The organism is Lacticaseibacillus porcinae (assembly GCF_003946305.1).
Lineage (GTDB): Bacteria > Bacillota > Bacilli > Lactobacillales > Lactobacillaceae > Lacticaseibacillus > Lacticaseibacillus porcinae.
The window spans coordinates 1-16948 of sequence record NZ_RHNS01000006.1; the positions used below are offsets into that span (position 1 = coordinate 1).

16 protein-coding genes and 1 pseudogene are annotated in these 16948 nt (G+C 46.7%); 3 read left to right on the forward strand and 14 right to left on the reverse strand.

Features of this window, described 5'->3' with window-relative positions:
• Nucleotides 1–124: 124 nt before the first annotated feature.
• The 5 genes from EKM92_RS06880 to EKM92_RS06900 all read right to left on the reverse strand — a co-directional run bounded on the left by EKM92_RS06880 (nt 125) and on the right by EKM92_RS06900 (nt 5117).
• Entirely contained in the window at nt 125–928 is an 804-nt protein-coding gene (locus tag EKM92_RS06880; protein ID WP_125709220.1) for an ABC transporter ATP-binding protein, read from the reverse strand.
• Nucleotides 929–931: 3 nt separating this feature from the next.
• Nucleotides 932–1831 (reverse strand): ABC transporter permease, encoded by a 900-nt coding sequence (locus tag EKM92_RS06885; RefSeq protein ID WP_056964515.1) that lies wholly within the window; start codon nt 1829–1831, stop codon nt 932–934.
• Nucleotides 1832–1858: 27 nt separating this feature from the next.
• Complete coding sequence (locus EKM92_RS06890; RefSeq protein ID WP_420812570.1) at nt 1859–2815, reverse strand: ABC transporter substrate binding protein; 957 nt, start codon at nt 2813–2815, stop codon at nt 1859–1861.
• A gap of 384 nt (nt 2816–3199) precedes the next feature.
• Nucleotides 3200–4168 (reverse strand): ABC transporter substrate-binding protein, encoded by a 969-nt coding sequence (locus tag EKM92_RS06895; RefSeq protein WP_125709248.1) that lies wholly within the window; start codon nt 4166–4168, stop codon nt 3200–3202.
• Nucleotides 4169–4463: 295 nt separating this feature from the next.
• The gene (locus EKM92_RS06900; protein WP_164509923.1) at nt 4464–5117 is read right to left on the reverse strand and encodes a histidine phosphatase family protein; all 654 of its coding nucleotides are present in this window, start codon (nt 5115–5117) and stop codon (nt 4464–4466) included.
• Between the two features lie 55 nt (nt 5118–5172).
• Between EKM92_RS06900 and EKM92_RS06905 the strand changes: the two genes are divergently transcribed.
• The gene (locus EKM92_RS06905) at nt 5173–5922 is read left to right on the forward strand and encodes a sulfite exporter TauE/SafE family protein (protein WP_225420737.1); all 750 of its coding nucleotides are present in this window, start codon (nt 5173–5175) and stop codon (nt 5920–5922) included.
• Nucleotides 5923–5964: 42 nt separating this feature from the next.
• Here EKM92_RS06905 and nagE read toward each other — a convergent pair whose 3' ends face one another.
• From nagE to EKM92_RS06945, 8 genes are all read right to left on the reverse strand, one after another.
• Nucleotides 5965–7953, reverse strand: a complete 1989-nt coding sequence (gene nagE / locus EKM92_RS06910; protein WP_125709228.1) for an N-acetylglucosamine-specific PTS transporter subunit IIBC — start codon at nt 7951–7953, stop codon at nt 5965–5967.
• 786 nt (nt 7954–8739) lie between these two features.
• The gene (efp, locus tag EKM92_RS06915) at nt 8740–9294 is read right to left on the reverse strand and encodes an elongation factor P (protein WP_125709230.1); all 555 of its coding nucleotides are present in this window, start codon (nt 9292–9294) and stop codon (nt 8740–8742) included.
• 129 nt (nt 9295–9423) lie between these two features.
• The gene (locus EKM92_RS06920; RefSeq protein ID WP_164509924.1) at nt 9424–10374 is read right to left on the reverse strand and encodes a serine hydrolase; all 951 of its coding nucleotides are present in this window, start codon (nt 10372–10374) and stop codon (nt 9424–9426) included.
• Nucleotides 10375–10469: 95 nt separating this feature from the next.
• The gene (gene lpdD / locus EKM92_RS06925; protein ID WP_125709234.1) at nt 10470–10865 is read right to left on the reverse strand and encodes a prenylated flavin chaperone LpdD; all 396 of its coding nucleotides are present in this window, start codon (nt 10863–10865) and stop codon (nt 10470–10472) included.
• Complete coding sequence (locus EKM92_RS06930; RefSeq protein WP_125709236.1) at nt 10858–11466, reverse strand: UbiX family flavin prenyltransferase; 609 nt, start codon at nt 11464–11466, stop codon at nt 10858–10860. The genes lpdD and EKM92_RS06930 overlap by 8 nt, the downstream gene beginning before the upstream one ends.
• 34 nt (nt 11467–11500) lie before the next feature.
• Nucleotides 11501–12979: a UbiD family decarboxylase gene (locus EKM92_RS06935; protein WP_125709238.1), complete on the reverse strand. Its 1479-nt coding sequence runs from the start codon at nt 12977–12979 to the stop codon at nt 11501–11503.
• Nucleotides 12980–13123: 144 nt separating this feature from the next.
• Entirely contained in the window at nt 13124–13357 is a 234-nt protein-coding gene (locus EKM92_RS06940; protein WP_125709240.1) for a cytochrome b5 domain-containing protein, read from the reverse strand.
• A gap of 116 nt (nt 13358–13473) precedes the next feature.
• Nucleotides 13474–14349 (reverse strand): LysR family transcriptional regulator, encoded by an 876-nt coding sequence (locus tag EKM92_RS06945; protein WP_125709242.1) that lies wholly within the window; start codon nt 14347–14349, stop codon nt 13474–13476.
• Between the two features lie 148 nt (nt 14350–14497).
• On the opposite strand from EKM92_RS06945, the gene EKM92_RS06950 reads away from it, so the two are divergent.
• Complete coding sequence (locus EKM92_RS06950) at nt 14498–15229, forward strand: DUF554 domain-containing protein (protein ID WP_125709244.1); 732 nt, start codon at nt 14498–14500, stop codon at nt 15227–15229.
• Between the two features lie 67 nt (nt 15230–15296).
• Nucleotides 15297–15758 (forward strand): annotated as a pseudogene (locus EKM92_RS06955) (HIT family protein).
• Nucleotides 15759–15823: 65 nt separating this feature from the next.
• On the opposite strand, the gene EKM92_RS06960 reads toward EKM92_RS06955, so the two are convergent.
• On the reverse strand, nt 15824–16948 hold a 1125-nt coding region (locus tag EKM92_RS06960; RefSeq protein WP_125709246.1), incomplete at its 5' end, for a MucBP domain-containing protein.

Below are 16948 nucleotides of genomic sequence, written 5' to 3' on the forward strand. Positions count from 1 at the left end.
TATTTGACTCCACCCGCACAGCGGGTGGTTTTGAGGCACGCGCGTTTTCCGCGCGTACCAGGCTAAAGCCTGCACAACAAAACCCGACGCCTCGTTAGGCATCGGGTCAGAAATAGTCACATCATTAACTTAGTAATACGGCATCATCGTTGAGTTCTTTGCCAGATTGTTCTTTGAACATCCGCAACAGATCTGGGACGGTCAGGCCTTTCTTCTGATCGCCTTTGATATCCACGGCGATTTGACCGTGATCAAGCATGATCAAGCGGTTGCCATATTTCAACGCATCTTGCATATCATGCGTGATCATCAACGTGGTAATGTGTTGCGCGGCAACCAATTGTTCCGTCAAACCCATGACTGTTGCTGAAGTCGCCGGATCAAGGGCGGCAGTGTGTTCGTCAAGCAGGAGTAATTCTGGTGCTTTCAAGGTCGCCATCAACAATGTAATCGCCTGGCGTTGACCCCCTGACAATAAGCCGATCGAAGTACTTAACCGCGTTTCCAACCCTAAATTCAAACTGGCGAGTTTTTCTTGGAATAACTTCCGATCAGAGTGTCGAACACCGGCACTCCAGAAGTTCCGCCAAGTCCCACGCTGCATGGCAAGACTTAAGTTTTCTTCCACGGTCAGCATGGGTGCGGTGCCTGACAATGGATCTTGAAAGACGCGAGAAATCAGCTTCGCACGCTTCGCAACTGATTGGTAAGTGACATCTTTGTTGGCGATTTTCACTTGGCCATGCGTCACTGGCAACGACCCTGCGACTGAGTTCAACAAGGTCGACTTCCCAGCACCGTTACCGCCGATGATGGCGACAAAATCGCCTTCTTCAAGGGTCAAGTTGATGCCTTTTAACGCGTGGTTTTCATTAACGGTACCTTGAGCAAAATATTGATGTAGATCTTTAACTTCTAAGGCTGGCATCGACTAGTCCTCCATTCGTTTCGAGTTTTCGCGACGGGCTTTGATGGTTTTGTATTCTTTGGTGATCAAAGGTAATGATAAGAATACGACTAACATCAACGCGTAGAACAAACGTAAGGCGTTAGGATCGACCCCAAGCCATAAGACGCCAGCGATGATCAACCGGTAAATGATCGCCCCAACAATAATCGTCAGCAAACGTTGACCAAAGCTTAAGTTGCGCAACAAGATTTCAGCAATGATAATCGCAGCCAAGGCAATGACCAAAGTCCCGATCCCCATTGAAATATCCGCGTACCCGTTAGTTTGGGCCATCAGTGAACCAGATAACGCGATCAAACCGTTAGACACCATGTAAACAATGATCTTCATATTATCATTGTTGATACCGTTAGCGGCAGCCATGGCTTGGTTATCCCCAACTGCACGTGCCGCTAAGCCCATTTGGGTGTTGAAGTATAACACCAACAAGGCGATGACGATCGCTAAGACTACTGCGCCAACGATGATTGTATCAGTGGTCGAGTTGCCAGTGGAGAACAAAGTGAACACCGTTTTCACATTACTCAACAAGGATAAGTTGGCTTGGCCCATGATGAACAAGTTGACGGAATACAACCCAGTCATGGTTAAAATACCGGTTAAGAGATCAGGAATTTTTAACTTGGTATGTAAAATACCGGATACCAAGCCTGCCAAGGCGCCAAAAATGAAACCATATAACGTGGCGACAATCGGGTTGGTGCCATGCACCAAGCTATGGGCGGTAATGGCGGCGCCTAAAGGAAAACTCCCTTCAGCGGTCATATCAGCGATATCTAAAATACGGAACGTCAGGTAAACGCCAATGGCCATGATCGACCACAGTAAGCCTTGTGAGATGCTTGAAGTTAAGATGCTCATGATTACTCCTTTGTGAACTGCGACAAATTATTGTTTAGTGTCAGCGTCAGTGATGCCGAATGCTTTCATCATTTTTTCGTTCTTGATGACAGTGACTTTGGCCGGCTTTTCAACGGCTAAGTCTTTGACTTTCTTGCCTTTGAGAATTTGGATCGCAAGCTTGGCAGTTTGTTTGCCTAAGTCTTTGTAGTTGATCCCAATGTTAGCAACGCCACCGTCTTGAACCATGGTGGAAGCTGCTGGTACGACTGGGACTTTCTTGGCTAAGGACACTTTACCAACTGTGGCCATCGCAGCAGCTACTGTGTTATCAGTAGGGGCGTAGATGACATCAGATAAACCAGCCAGTGCTTCTGTGGCAGATTGTACATCGTTAGTGGAAGCGACGGTGCGCTTGACCACTTTCAAACCAAGTTTCTTAGCGGCAGCAGTGGCGGCTTTAACTTGCACGATTGAGTTTTGTTCAGCGGCATTGTACAACATGCCAACGGTCTTAGCTTTTGGGAATAAGTGGTGCATGTATTGAATCTGTTGAGGAATATCGACCATATCGACAACACCGGTGGCATTTTTACTTGGGGCTTTCAAGTTATCCACTAAGCCAGCAGATTTGGGATCAGTGACGGCAGTGAATACCATGGGCGTATCAGGATCGCCTTTTTGTAAGGCTTGCGCTGCTGGTGTGGCGATCGCTAAGTTGACGTCGTTTTTGTCTTTGGCAAGTTGTTCACTCATGGTTTTCAGGTTCGCTTGGTCGCCTTGGGCATTGACGTAATCAATTTTGATCTTGTCGCCTTTGTAGCCGGCTTTGGCGAGCTCTTCTTCAAACCCTTTGCGCGCATCTGTCAACGCAGTTTGATCAATCAATTGCAACACGCCAACTTTGACCGTATTGTCATCTGCTTTGGTTTGTTGACCACAAGCGGCTAACCCTAACATTGCGATACCAACAAGTCCCAGTAATAATTGCTTCTTCATAAAAATATTCCCTCCAAAATGTTTTGCATGTGCAAAACAAAAGCCAGTCACTACACAAATTCCTCGCAGTGGCTGGCCATATTTTCATTCCGGAAAGAAAAAGGCCACATGGAGGAAATTTGATTTCATCCATGTGGCAATTGATCGCACGTTAAGTGGTACCGGCCATCATGGATGCAAGCCGCGGCTTGCATCCATGATGCAAACCGCTATCCGAAAAAGCCGGTAAAAAAGACGTTATTCAGTTGTGTTGGTTGTAAGTGATTCATTCTCAACACCCCTTCTCAGGCATTCGCCTATGCAAATGAGAATACTATGGGAAAACTGAACTGTCAAGGGAAAATTTTAACGGAATTTTCAGCAGGCAGGAATATTCGATTGAATTCAGGCTTATTTCGTTGCGCGGTCTAAGTCAGCTTGGGTCAAGTTGAACAACTTCATCCGCTTAGCGTTAGTAACTAATTCAGTCTTGGCAGGTGATTCAATGGCCAAGTCTTTGACTTTCTTGCCTTTCAAAATCTTCACTGCCATTTTAGCGGCTTGTTTGCCGAGATCTTCGTAGTTGATCCCAACAGTTGCAACCCCGCCAGTTTTGATCATCGTGGCATCAGCGTTGACCACTGGTACTTTTTTGCTTTCAGAAACTTTACCAATGGTTGGCATTGCGGCAGCTGCAGTGTTATCCGTGGGAATGTAAATGGCATCAACTTGGCTAGCCAAAGTTTCAGTGGCTTGTTGCACATCGTTGGTCGTGGCTGCCGTCTTCACAACTACTTTTAACCCTAACTTGCTGATTTCTTGTTTTGCTAATTTGATTTGAAATACTGAGTTTTCTTCAGCGGCGTTGTACAACAACCCGATCTTCTTGGCATTTGGGAACAGCTTGTGAGTGAAATCGATTTGGCCTTTGACGTCGACCATATCAGTGACCCCAGTCGCATTCTTGTCAGGATGAGCAGTACTGGTGGTCAACCCGGCAGATTTTGGATCAGTGATGGCGGTGAACAACATTGGGGTATCTGGATCGCCTTTTTGCAGTGCTTGGGCAGCTGGCGTGGCGATGGCCAAGTTCAAATCATTGTGGTCGTTTTTGAGTTGTTCACTCATGGACTTCAAGTTAGCCTGGTCGCCTTGCGCATTGACGTAATCAATTTTGATCTTGTCGCCTTTGTATCCTTGTGCCTTAAGTTCTTCAGTAAACCCTTTGCGGGCAGCGTTTAAAGCAGATTGGTCGATCAATTGTAAAATGCCGACTTTCACCGTGCCATTATCACTGGAACTGGACTTCTTGCCGCAAGCAGCTAAGCTCATTACGGCAGCGATGGTCGTCAAACCGACCAAAATCTTCTTCATCTTCATCATAAATTCCCTCCAAATTTAAAAACCGGCCACATGAGTATCCATGTGGCCGGTTTATCTTCCCGGGAAATAAAAAGCCACATGGATATCGATCATCCATGTGACGTGATTAGCATGTTAAAATGCTACGCCTATCATGGATGCAAACCTGCTACGCGGTTTGCATCCAAAGATGCAAGCCGCTATCCGTAATAGCCGTAGTAATACGCATTGTTCAACTGTGTTGGTTTCAATAATGTCATGATCAACACTCCTTATGGCTCGCTATGAATATGAAGATACACTCATCAAATCCTCATGTCAACAATATTTTTTTATTTTCAATTTCGTCTGGCCGCATATCCCACAATATTTTACTGAAATGTACGCCATCTTGCGTATTTAATTGCGAAATCGTCGCATTGCGCAACATCTTTGGTTTGCGTAGTTCATCAAATGGCACACCGATCAAGGTGTTTAACAACAGTTGAAAGACGATCCCGTGAGCCACCACCAAGACTTTACCACTAGGATGTGCCGCGTAAGTCGCCGCGATCACCGCCTTTGCGCGACGCAAGGTATTGGCATAGCCTTCAATGTGTCGATCAGTGGCAAAGTCTTGATCAAAACGTACCAAGTCATGAAAATACACGTCTAACGCAACTGGGTCGGCTACTTCTTCGACAGTTTTGCCGTCCCAATCGCCTAGATCCATTTCATGTAAACCGCGTGCCGAGCTCAGTGGCGTGGGGTAATGATTGGCCTTTAAAATCAGCCTGCTGGTCGTGATCGCTCGCGGCATATCAGAACTGATGGCTTGCACAAAATGCACGTTTGATAAAGCGGCCCCACAATCTTTAGCGGCTTGGACACCAGATTCAGTCAGTGGTTCATCGACACTGCCACCGTTAAACGCGTTGCGCAAGTTCACTTGCGTTTGGCCGTGACGCACAAAATAAAATTCAGTCATTTTGCATCCTCCAAATACTAGTATACTGAAGTTCAATGAGTTAGGAGCGATGGACTTGCATTTATTTTTAACTGGTTTGTATTTGATCATAGCCGGAATTGCTGGTGGTTTACTCAGTAGCATGGCCGGTATGGCGTCATTAGTGTCTTATCCGGTGTTATTAAGTCTCGGTTTACCACCGGTTTCAGCGAATGTCACCAACACCACTGCCCAAATTTTTACTGGTATCGGCTCAACTGTGAGCTCGGCTAAAGAATTACATCACGCCCGGCGCGCTACTGTGTTTGATACCGCTTGGGCATTGGTTGGCAGTCTTTGCGGATGCGTTTTATTGTTAGTGGCACCTGCTTCAAGTTTTGAAAAAGTTGTCCCAGTTTTGATCGCTTTGGCAGGCGTTTTAATGCTGTATTCACTTTTGAGTAAGCCCACAGTCAAAAAGCGTCAGTCACATCCCGTGATCAAAGGCATCGCGTTATTTCTCGTTGGTATTTACATCGGCTATTTCGGTGCTTCAGCTGGTGTGATCACGTTAGCGATTTTAACGCTAGCAGAAGATCTCCCATTTGCGACGACCAATGCGATCAAGAATTTTATCAGCTTTGCTGGCAATGGTCTGGCCATGATCATTTATGCGTTTACCGCTGATGTTCACTGGGCAATTGCCTTGATCATGGGCGTTGGGTTTCTGATTGGCGGCTGGCTTGGACCCAAAGCCATTCGTCGCTTACCAGTGCGACCAGTGCGGTTTGTCATTGCCATCGCTGCTTTTGGTTTAGCGATTTATCTGGCAATCACCACCTACTAAAAAATACGCATCCCCCGGCGCGAGGATGCGTATTTTTGTTATTTAATCTGCTAATGCGTCAGCAGTTAACACAAAGTCACTCGCCTTGATCTCACCTAATGAGGTGCGATCTTTCAACGCGGCAACATGGTCCATATTGGTGAAGATCACCATGGTCGTCACTGGCTTTCCAGCAGCTTTGATTGCCTCAAGATCTGCCGTGACTAACAAGTCGCCATATGTCACTTGATCGTCAACTGCGACATGGGTAACAAATGGTTTGCCATCTAAGGTCACAGTGTCGATCCCGATGTGGATCAATACTTCTAACCCTGCTGGGGTCGTAATGCCAACCGCATGCTTGGTTGGAAAGACTGCAGTCACAACACCTGATACAGGGGCAACGATTTTACCATCGCTTGGTTCAATGGCATAGCCATCGCCAAGCATTTTTTGGGCGAACGTCGCGTCAGAAACTTTCGCTAAATCAACCAACTCACCGTCTGCGGCGCTATACACTGACTCAGATACGGTATGTTGTGGTGCTTTTGCTTCTGGCGTTGTCATTGAAGGAACTGGCTTGATTGCATCAGCAGTCAATGTGCTTAAAGGTGTTTTGGCTTCAACTAAAGACTTTAGTGGATCAGCGACAAATTGGACATCAGTCCCAATGATGATCTGTAAATTACGTTGATCAATGGCATTGACACCGACGGCACCAGCGGCTTTGATCGCTGGGGTGTCGATTTTTTTCGTATCAGCTAATTGCAAACGCAGCCGCGTCGTGCAGTTATCGACGACTAATAAGTTATCAAAGCCACCTAATGCCATGTAAATGCGCTTGGCTTTGAGTGAATATTTGTCATCGCCAACTGACGCTGCGACGTCTGCAGTGGTGCTAGCGACATCCTCTTCGCGCCCTGGCGTCATTAAATTGAACTTCTTAATGGCAAAGTCAAAGGTGAAGTAATAAATCACTGCCATCACCAAACCTTGAACGATCAACATATAAGGCATGTTAGCAATCGGCATCCGTGAACTTAAGATAAAATCGACGAGGCCAGCAGAGAACGTAAAGCCTGCAGTCCAATGCATGAAGGCCGCAAACGCTAAGCTTAAACCCGTCAACACCGCATGCATCACATATAAAGGCCAAGCCACAAACATGAACGAAAATTCCAACGGTTCCGTAACCCCAGTAAAGAATGCGGCAAATGCGCCGGCTAACATCAAAGAACCTGTCTGGGCCTTTTTCTCAGGTTTGGCATTGCGATAAATTGCTAAGGCCCCAGCAGGCAACCCAAACATCATTACTGGAAAGAACCCTGCCATATACATGCCAGTGACCCCTTTGGTCCCAGCATTCGCCCAGAAGTTGCCGATATCGTTGATGCCAGCAATGTTGAACCAAAATACGGAGTTCAAGGCCTGATGTAAGCCAGTTGGGATCAACAAGCGGTTGAAGAAGCCATACAAACCTGCACCAACCGCCCCTAAACTGACCATCATTTTACCAAAGGCAACTAAGACGTTATAAATCGGCGGCCAGATGAATAATAGCAATAAACTGATCACCAACATCACACCGGCAGTCAGGATCGGCACGCAGCGCTTGCCTGAAAAGAAACTTAACGCCATCGGCAACTTAGTTTCAGAAAAACGATTGTACAAAGCAGCGGCAATCAAGCCACCTAAGATCCCAATAAAAACATTACCTGAAATCGCTGAGAATGCGGGATCAACAGCGGATTGTTTGATGCCTTCAAGTGTAGCGATCGAAGCTGGGGCGAGTACCGCAACAGGTACTGAGTAAGCAACCAAGCCAGCAATCGCAGACGCACCATCTTGATGTTTCGACATACCGCTGGCTAAGCCTAACGCAAATAATAACGCGAGTATGCCTAATACAGCATTCCCACCGGCCATGAGAAATTGGGCAGCTGCCCATTTTTCAGGAAGCCAATGGCCAATCCCGACTAGCAGTGCTGCAGCCGGTAAAACTGAGACAGGAAGCTGAATCGAGCGTCCCATTCGTTGCATGTAACTTTTCATGATGACCACTTCTTCCATTGAGAATTAGACCAATTGCAAAAACAATTTGATAACAGAACTAAGCTTAATTTAAAAAGTCTGGTTCGTCAAAGGATTCTGTGACGTTATGTGACAATTCGTCGATTGTGATTGGGCCATACCAATTGTTAATTAAGTTATCATCAGCAGTGTGCTGGTGACACCATGACAAATCGGCATGAACGAGTTTTTGACCCACGGCGATGTCAGGTTTCAGAAAATTGGTCTACGTCAAAATAGAAAAATAGCCGCAAAAAACGTCAAGATCTCATGATCTTGACGCCTGTTCTCAGGTTCAGCCCAAACTAAGGCCTTGGTCGTTCAATTTAGTTGTCTGTGATTGTTCAAAGAACCAGCCCGCGGGCTCTCGTCCATCCAAGCCAACGATCACTTGGATTCGAATCTGGTGCAGGTGGATCCCGGGTTTTTGCACAATTCAACGCTTCAAAGAGATTGAAGCGAGGCTTCTGTGACTCACTTTTTGTCGGAGTTAAAACTGGGAAGTTTCTTCGGTACCCCAGCGTTCTTAGGCCCGCGGAATTCATCACACCACGCCACGACCCCATGATGTGTTCACTGCCACAAAGCACTTCGATGTACCTTATCGCGTCGACTTTGCTCTGAATTAAAAGTGCCGGTCCAAGGCTTACTTTTAATTAGGCTCAAACCATACCACATTTTAGCAATATGTGCAAGCGTTTTCCAAAAAGAAATTTTCCCGTATAGAAAAAGCCTTGAAGTCAAGCTTCAAGGCTTTTCGCAAGTTGATTATGCACGCTTTTGGTAAGTACCAGTCGCGGTGTTGATCTGCACTTTTTCACCAGATTGGATAAATTCTGGTACGTTGATGACCAAACCTGTTTCCATCGTTGCAGGCTTGCCACCAGAAGTGACAGAGCCGCCTTTGATGTTTGGTTGGGTTTCAGTCACTGTCAAGTTGACAGTGGATGGCAAGGTGATGCCGATCACTTCAGTCCCGTAGAATTCGATTTGAACCATGGCGTTTTCCAACAAGTATAAACGTTCATGCTCGATGGATTCGTCAGGCAATTCGTATTGTTCATAGGTTTCAGTGTCCATGAAATAACTCATGCCGTCTTGTTCATACAAATATTGGGCAGATTTCTTTTCCAAGATCGCTGGGGTCAACTTTTCAGTTGGGCGCATGGTGGTTTGCACAGTAGAGCCTGCACGCACATCATACAACTTCAATTGCATCAAGGTGTTGCCTTTACCAGGCTTGTGGTGATTTGATTCGAGGACCTTGATCAACTTGCCGTCTTTTTCAAACGTCATACCTGCACGTAATTCAATAGCTTCCATTGGTTATTATTCTCCTTGTGCGCCTAAGCGCGGGTTCTTACGACTGCCGACACCACAGTTGGCGGCGGCAGTGGCATGATCAACGCATGCCCTAAATCGATAAAAAAGATAAACATCGTGTCGTCCCTTCTAAATGTTGGTGTCGATCAGTGTTTGAATGTGAGCTGCAATGGTTTTAATTTGTGAGAAATCAAGTTGTTCACGGCCGGTGGTCATGATCACCAAAATGTAGCGGTGCCCATCTTTGGTCGTTACGATCCCAGCGTCATTGTTTGTATTCGGTAAAAAGCCAACTTTGTCTTGGACAGTGGCTTTGGCATCCACGGATTTGATGCCGGCTGGGATCCCGTTGCGATAAATCTGCTTACCCATGTCTTTCAACAAGCGGGCACGTAAGGTTTGATCTTTAAAAGGACCGCTTCCTGCATCAAGCATTTGCAAGACTTTGACTAAATTGTTAGCGGTGGTTTCTGCTGAATCCCCGGCAAAAGGTTGCCCTAAGCCGATGGATTGGAGATATTGATCCACCTGGTCGTTGCCGTACCGCGTTAAAACTGTTTGGGCAAAGCCGTTTTCAGAGTTCACGATCATGGCATCGAAATTTTGTTTATCTGTCAGCGTCCAAGACATTTGCTTTTGCGCTAAGCGATGAAACACATACGCGGCAATATAAAGTTTATAAGTGGATGCCGACAAAACTTTGGTATTGCCTTGAGCTTCAACTGCTTGGGTGCCTTTACCATCGATGGCGCCGTTTGGTTTTTTCGCCGCGGCTGAACCAGCCTCAGGATCCAAGCTGTATAAGCTGAGTTGTACCTTACCGCCAGCAGCTTGTTGATCAAAGTAGGTCTGCAAGGCTTTTTTCAAATCAGCCTTTTTTTCAGCAGTGGTTGGTCCACTTGATGACACAGCACTAGAAGCTGAACTTGAACTGACAGCTTGACGATCATGGGCGTTAACCGCAACGCCGCCGATCACCACAACTAAAACCACCGCTAAAATCGCGATCAAAGCCCAGCGCACCTTGCGTTTCAGCCGATGCGTCCGTAAAAATTGCCATAATTCGCGGATGGTTTTCATGGTCTTCCTCCGAGTCTTGTGCATACATATAAAATTCTAACGTTAAAACGCCTACGATACAAGTACAATGATGTGCTTGTATCATAGGCGTTCATTTAGTTCGCGAAAGTTTCGTGGACAGTCGCCACTGGATGTTGCTGGAGCCAGTCACGTGCTTGTTCACCTAATTGCTTGGTCATCGCAAATGCCGCGTGCATTTGTGATGAGGTAATGTTGTTGACGTGCATGCCACCAGTGATCATCGCGTTACCTGGCAACACTGGCTGCAAAATTTTGGCAATAGTTTCCGTCAGCACGCCTTCTTGATGCACATGCCCAGGTCGGCTGGGTAAGGCAATAGTATGCAACCCGTCAGAGCCGACGGCAGTGACCACGCCGTAATGTGAAACATCCCCACCAGTTAAGGTCAGTAACACATCTTGGCTTTGACGCGTTAACGTCAATTGCATTTGATACCCTGCCGCTTGTTCAGTAAAAATCATCTCACTCATGATTTTTCGCCTCACGAGCCGCCATTTTAGCTTGCGCTAAACCTTGCCAGCGTGGCGACAAACTGTTATCGATATGCAAATGATCGAGCAACTTCATGGTGTTGTGATTGATCAAATCGTCGATCGTTTGTGGGTTGTTGTAAAACGCTGGGATCGGCGGAATGATCTCCACACCCATCTGTGACAATTTCAACATATTTTCGAGATGGATCTGATTGAATGGTGATTCACGGGGGACGATCAACAGCGGCCGCCGTTCTTTTAAGGTGACATCTGCGGCCCGACCGATCAGTGAATCTCCCATACCAGTGGCAATAGCGGCGATCGTTTTCATGGAGCTCGGCACGATCACCATGCCATCATGATGAAAGGAGCCAGATGCAATCGCCGCGCCCATATTCCGAGGATCATAAACATGATCAGCTAAAGCATTCACTTGGCTTTCCACATAGCCTGTATTTTCAATCGCTAAGTTCTCCTTGGCCCAAGCACTCATCACTAAATGCACTTCGACGTCTGGATTTGCATGTAACGCTTCAAGCAAGCGGATCCCATAAATCGTGCCACTGGCACCGGAAATTGCAACGACGATACGTTTCATCAAAAAGCTCCTTTCACTACTGCATCACGCAGGTTTACTTCAAATACTCTTCCCAATTTGGCATTTCTTTAAATGGGGCGCGGACAAACTTATCTTTCATGTCATAAGGCACGGTGCCATCTAAGACTAACTTCGAAGACATCCCCCGTTGACGAATCCGTGCAGGATCATATTCTGGCAATTCAGAAGGATCCAATGGGTGATTGCGCAAACCTTCTAAGACCATCATGTCGCGGTCAGCTTGGAAGCGAGTGTTGATGGTCCACATCACATCGTTCCAATCAAAAATATCAACATCTTCATCGACCAAGATCACCGTCTTTAATTCCTTGAAGGCTGAGAAAGCCAGTAAGGCCGCTTGGCGTTGGATCCCTTCATCGTTGATATCATCTTTGTGGATCTGCATGATGGTCATTAACTTCCCACCACCAGCAGGCGCATTGTAAACGTTAGTGACTTTGCCAGGAATGGCGCGATCAACTAAGTTTAAAATCGATGCTTCCGTCGGGATACCCGCCATGGAGACATGTTCTTCAGATGGCCCGATAGTGGTTTGGACGATCGGGTTATCAAGGCGATGGGTCACTGCTTTGATCTTCACCACGTTAACTGCAGGATTGGCAGTTCCGTTATAACCTGGGAATTCTGGCATTGCAAAACCGGAGTTGGTGTTGATATCTTCTTGCATTTTAGTATTTGGCAAGATCTCCGCTTCAATGATCCATTCAGCACGGGCGATCCCCATAGCGTTAACGGTCGTGCCTTTAACCACTTGCACCGCTTCATTGCGCAAAGCACCAGCGACTTGTAATTCGTTGTAGCCAAGTGGCGTTGTCGGTGGCTCGAAGGTCGCCCCAATGGTAATGGCAGGGTCCAAGCCAATGTTGATGGTGATCGGCATTGGTTCATTAATGGCTTCATATTGCTTCAAAAAGGCGCCGATGTGCCGACCACCAGGCATAATGTACATGCCAATGGTGTCTTTGTCTTCTAAGACCATGCGGTGAATCGTGACGTCAGACTCTTTGCCGTCGACACTGTGGCCATAAACCACACCCATGGTGATATAAGGACCCGCATCATCTGGGGTATTAGTCGGCGCAGCTAATAACTTGCGAATATCAAAATCTTTGTCAGTCGCCAGATGTACGACTTCTTGAGCCGGTGCTTGGTCTTTGGTCACAACGACTGGTTGAATGGGATGGGTGACGGCTTCATTTAACGCTTGGCCTAAATGTTTGTAGTCTTGATGTAAAATATCGCCGACACGTTTGCGTGACGCTTGTAAGCCGATCAACACACGAGAGCCTGGGAAGCCTTTGACGTTGTTGAACATCATGGTCGGGCCAACTTGTGTCGGCCGCTTAACGGTACCGCCAGCACCGATATAACGATAAACCCCAGCCAAGTCAGCTTCAGGATCGATTTCTTTGTCAGTTTCATGATAATACCCGGGAATTTGTTTGATTTCATCGAGAACTTTACGTAAATCGTAAGGTGTGTTTTCAGACATATTTAGTTGCCTCCGTATTTAGATTACGGTGATCATTATGCGGCTGAAAAAGGTCTGCAAACAATTCGGAATGTTTCGATGATCTATTCGGAAATGGAATGCAACAAAAAAACTAGGTGATCACTCACCTAGCCTTAGTTTGATTTATTTTGCTAATTCCCCGACCACTGGCAGCTTTGGTAACACTGTCTTTAAGTGCGGTGCATGCGTGATCGCTTCAGACAAATCATTGCCTGCCGTGTTGCCGTGGTGCTTGCCACCGGCCCAAGGGCCAACGTTGGAAACATCATAAACGACACCATCGACTGCGACATAAGCCGGATGGCCATTTTGACCATCGAATTGTTTGAGCTCATCTAAGGTAAAAGTTTTTGCCATGAGTGTATCCTCCTTTTGGTTCTATTGTATCAAGTTACCGTAACCCAACGCGAATTTGACTCCTCGAATTAATTTAATTGTAGACAATTTAAAATGAAAATGCAAGCGGTTTCTGGTTACAGTCGTTTTTGGCAAAACGCCCAAAACAAATCACTAGCGACGCTATGTTTACCATGCATCCGCATAAACGCCAGGTGACTTCCGACTGTTGGGGTGATCGGTACGGCGACGATATTTGCATAATCTTTCAAGTCAACTGAGTGTGCCATCATAATCGCCACCCCCATGCCACGATTGACCATCCCAGCGATCAAATCGATTCGTTGACCGGTATAAGTGACTTTCGGCGTGATCCCTGCAGCCGTCAGCATCTTGATCACTGGTTGGTATAAACCTGTTGATTCACTTAATAATAATAATTGGTCATTTGCTAATGTCGACACCGGCAGTGATTTTGCCGTCGCTAATGGATGGTCTTTTGGCAATAGCGCAACGAAGTGATCAGATTCGCCGATGATCACATCATATTTGGCGTGTTGGATCTCAAACAACCGGGTGAAAATCACATCCACATCACCTTGGTCAAGACTCGGTAAAAGTGTCGCGGTTTCCGCTTCTGAAAACTGCAGATCAACTTCGGGATGTTGTTTTGTGAAAGCAGCGATGGTGTTAAAACCCTTATAAGAGGAAATCGATGGTACCGCCCGAATAACCAAACGCATGCCGAGTTGCACGGCTTGTTGATGGAGTTGTTCAGACATTTGCTTTTGCGCCGCGACAATTTGCTGTGCATAAGGCAATACCAATTCGCCAGCTGCCGTCAAGGTGATCGCGCGATGCGTTCGATCCACCAAAATAGTATCAAGCTCCACTTCCAAGGATTTGATCTGTTTGGAGATCGTGGCTTGTGTCGTGAAAAGTCGACTAGCTGTTTCAGTGTAATTTAGCGTATCCGCCAGATCCACAAAAGTCGCGAGTTTGCGAATGTCCATGAGTCCCTCCTGTTAAAGCGCTGTCTATTCGCTTTTGGAATAGTTTACCACAATAATGCGAATTGAACACGTCTGCAGTCTCCAATAGACTAAAGAACGTATTTTAATTCGGCGCACTGCAACTGCAGTGCTTACAGGAGGCTTTATCATGCCAGTTGGCATTATCATTAACGCATTATCCGTGCTGCTCGGCGGGGTCTTTGGCGCCCTAGGTGGCAAGCATATGTCTGACGGCTTCAAAACGGGGCTGAACATGGTGTTTGGGGCCTGTTCCATGACCATGGGGATCTTCTCCATTGCCCCAATGAAAAACATGTCCGCTGTTATTTTTGCCATTATTTTAGGGACGGCCTTAGGATTGTTGATCCATCTCGGCGATTTGATCAATAAAGGCGCCAAGATGATGCAGACCTTCATCGTTAAATTCATCCCCAATACTTCTGAAGGCATGAGTGAAAAAGAATTCGATGCCACCTTAGTCACTGTCATCGTCTTATTTTGTGCTTCTGGCACTGGGATCTACGGTGCGTTGACAGAAGGCATGAACGGCGATACCTCGATTTTGATCTCGAAATCGATTTTGGATTTCTTCACCGCTGCGATTTTTGCTGCGAACCTCGGTTATGTGGTGGCATTGATCGCGATTCCCCAATTCGTCATCTTCTTCATTTTGTTCTTGGCGGCAGGTTTTATCTACCCGTTGACCACACCAAACATGATCCTCGACTTCAAAGCTGCTGGCGGGGTGTTGATGTTAGCCACTGGCTTCCGAATGGTGCAAGTCAAAATGTTCCCAACTGCTGATATGATCCCTGCGATGGTGTTAGTCATGCCGCTGTCGTGGTTGTGGATGACGGTGATCATCCCCTTACTTTCATAAAAATGTGCAACGCTTGCGATGATCGCAGGCGTTTTTTGGTATCATCGTTTCAAAAGGAAGTGTTGCAATGAGTTGTTTGATTTGTGAACGGATCGCCATGATCAAATCTGGGCAAAATCCGTATTTCGTCAGTGAATTACCCACCGGTTACGTGGCCCTCGCTGACTCGCAGTATTTTCACGGCTATACTTTATTTCTCGCCTAGCACCATGTCACCGAATTGCATTTGATGCCGCCAGCAGAAAAAGCGCAGTTTATGTTAGAGATGAGTTGGGTATCCGAAGCTTGCGCCACCGCCTTTCACGCCGACAAAATGAACCTCGAGTTACTCGGAAATGGTGATTCGCATGTCCACTGGCATCTATTTCCTCGCCACGCTGGCGATACTGAACAGCCCGGCCCAGTTTGGTGGACAGATCCGACGATCATGTATGCCGATGACGCTACACCGACAGCAACTGAACTTGAGGCCAGCAAACAAGCGTTACGTGACGCAATACAAGCCGTATTATCGCGTTATCAGCATTGAAAAAGCATCAGCACGCGAAATACTTCGCAGCTGATGCTTTTTGATTGTGCCGAAGCAAGTGTGTTCTAGGCCTTGCGTTGATGCTTCCAGATTCCAATAATTCCGATCATGCTTAACAGCAATGTCCCAATGATCATAGCACTGCGTTTAGTCTGCTCACCAGTTTGCGGCAACGTGCGACGATTTTGAGTGGTTGCGGTCTTTGCATCCCTGTTCGTATCCGGCAATGATTGATGCTTTTGCGTCGTCGAAGCAGTCGCGCCTCCGTTAGTATCAGGCAATGTGCCATGAGACGAACTGGTTGACGTGTCAGTTGTCGTTGACGTGCCATCATGAGGCTTGGTAGTGTCAGTGCCAGTAGTTTTGCCTGGTACTGTGGTATCGCGACGATAAACCAAGGTAATCGTTTGTGCATTCTCAGTAAAATTACCACTCAAAGCCGCAGAGTCTTGGCCAAGGCTTTGATAAGTGTAACCGTTAATAGTTGCTGGGGTCACGCCGTAGCCATTGCCCACATAACCACTCTTCACATCATCATTGCGGATCGAGTTCCCATTTTGATCGACATATTTGACGGTTAAGTCACCAGCGGCTGTTGGCGTCGTTTCTTCACCGTGGTTTTGTTGATAAACCAAGGTAATGGTTTGGGCATCTGCAGTGAATTTACCATTCAGCGCTGCGGAACCTGTTCCCAATCCTTGATAAGTGTAGTCACCAATTGTTGCTGGCGTCACACCGTAGCCATTACCAACGTAGCCATTCTTCACATCGTCATCGCGGATCGAGTTCCCATTTTGATCGACGTATTTAATCGTCAAGTTGCCTGCGGTAGTCGGCGTCGTTTCTTCACCGTGGTTTTGTTGATAAACCAAGGTGATGGTTTGAGCACCTGCTGTGAATTTACCATTCAACGCTGCGGAGTCTTTGCCTAAGCCTTGATAAGTGTAGCCACCAATTGTTGATGGTGTAACCCCATAATCGTTGCCGACGTATCCACTCTTCACTGTATCAGCTTGAATCGACTTACCGTTTTGATCGACGTATTTGATGGTTAAGGCACCTGCGTTAGTTGGCGTTACCTCTTCACCGTGGTTTTGTTGATAAACCAAGGTGATGGTTTGAGCGCCTGCAGTGAATTTACCATTCAGCGCTGCGGAACCTGTTCCCAATCCTTGATAAGTGTAGCCACC